Annotated in this window: 2 protein-coding genes and 1 pseudogene; 2 read left to right on the forward strand and 1 reads right to left on the reverse strand. The window is 58.2% G+C overall.

Annotation, left to right across the window (positions count from 1 at the left end):
• Positions 1–195 (forward strand): annotated as a pseudogene (locus IEY70_RS21215) (IS4 family transposase); the annotation flags it as partial.
• A gap of 53 nt (positions 196–248) precedes the next feature.
• Here the strand turns inward: IEY70_RS21215 and IEY70_RS20780 are convergent.
• On the reverse strand, positions 249–929 hold the full coding sequence (locus IEY70_RS20780) for a hypothetical protein (protein ID WP_189066932.1): 681 nt from the start codon (positions 927–929) through the stop codon (positions 249–251).
• Between the two features lie 272 nt (positions 930–1,201).
• On the opposite strand from IEY70_RS20780, the gene IEY70_RS20785 reads away from it, so the two are divergent.
• Positions 1,202–1,375, forward strand: a complete 174-nt coding sequence (locus tag IEY70_RS20785; protein WP_189066933.1) for a hypothetical protein — start codon at positions 1,202–1,204, stop codon at positions 1,373–1,375.
• The last annotated feature ends 128 nt before the right edge of the window (positions 1,376–1,503 follow it).

The following is a 1,503-nucleotide window of genomic DNA, read 5'->3' on the forward strand; positions in this document are numbered from 1 at the left end:
TACACGTGGTGTGTGCTCGTCGGAGTCACATTGGACTGCCCGAAGAAGGCGCATGGTCGCCGGGTGTGGAGCGTGGTGAAGATGGGCTTGCGGGAACTGGTCCGGTCGTTCAGCCGGGAGTCAGCACGCCTGTGTGACTTGATCGACCTGTTGATGCCGTCCCAGACGAACTCCCCGGAAAGTGTCGGGTACTGAGCCTCTCTGCTCCTGCTGGCCTCCATTTGCAAACTATTCCATCCGAGTCCGTATTACTGGCCGTTGCTCTGGGCGTTCAGGTACTCGGGCGTTTCGCGGAATGCAGCGGCGATAGCCTCGGCCAGTTCGGTGTTCTTGCCATTGCTCTTGATCCCGAACGACCGGGCGAGTCCGAACAGCTCAGCGCGGGGCAGTTGCGCGAGGCTGGCCGGGTCGCTCATGTCGATCTGATCGCCGGTCGGCGCGTCGCTGCCCTGGCTGCCGGTCGGCTGGGTGGGTTCTTCGGTGGGGGGCGTGACGGTGACGGTCCCGGCGTCCGTGGCGGTGGTGCTTGCGGTGAGCGTGCTGACCGGCGCGGGGGCCGCGGCAGTGGCCGTCACAATGGGCGCTTTGTCCATCAGCGCGCTCAGTGCCTCGCGGGTCAGCGTGCCGTTACTCAGCATCTCCTCGATGATGGTGTGCGCCTTGGCTTGGTCTGCTGCGGCAGACAGGCGCGCGGTGGCCTGATCGACGTTGCCCATGCGTTTGACCTTCCCGGTCGGCCCGCTGTACGTACCGTCATCGTGGTAGACGCTGAATCCTTCGTTGTGGGCGAACAGGTTCAGTTCCCGCTCGGTGACGGTTGCGGTGGGCTTCCCGTCAATGCCGGTGCGGAACTCGATGCCGTTCACGTACAGGACGGGCATGGTGGTGAGGGCATGGGCATGGGCGGGCTTGTGGCTGACTAGTTTCATGCGGGTATCGTCTGCCGGGTCGCGGGGTGAGTTGCGGGGCCTGTGATCAACAGCGCATTGGGCGGCCAATCAGAGGTCGGATACTCTTGCCGATACCACGCTGCCATTCAGTAGACCTCCTGCGAGAATTACTCGACTACCGAATCTGGGGCTAGGTTCCTCCCTACAGACAACAACAGGAGAGGTCGATGCGGACTGAAAATTGACTTTTTCAGGATGTCTACTGATTGGATGCCCGACTTTTGGGTGGGCGTTAGTCTTATACTCTGACTGTGAGTGAATTGTCGCCAAAGGAAAAAATTAGAAGACAAGTGGAAGCAGAGATGGAGGAGCGCCAAAAGAGATTTAACATAGGCTGTGCTACTACGACAATTATCTTTGGTATAATTATTTATATAATCGATCATTCTTGCTTGGATTTTTTCGGATGTATTGCCAACAAATAGACTTTACGCCTCCGCTCCCTTCATAGAATAGGAAACCGCCCCTGGTAAGGGGGGCAGCGTCCTATGACTGACATCTTTCAGTTTTAGAAAAGGACGTCCAGCACGGCTTCTGACCTCAGAATGAGGGT

This window comes from Deinococcus seoulensis (assembly GCF_014648115.1).
Taxonomy (GTDB): domain Bacteria; phylum Deinococcota; class Deinococci; order Deinococcales; family Deinococcaceae; genus Deinococcus; species Deinococcus seoulensis.

Bases quoted from the DNA above. Each gene is read 5' to 3' on its own strand.
- IEY70_RS20780 (WP_189066932.1), bottom strand. From the start codon at position 929: ATGAAACTAGTCAGCCACAAGCCCGCCCATGCCCATGCCCTCACCACC.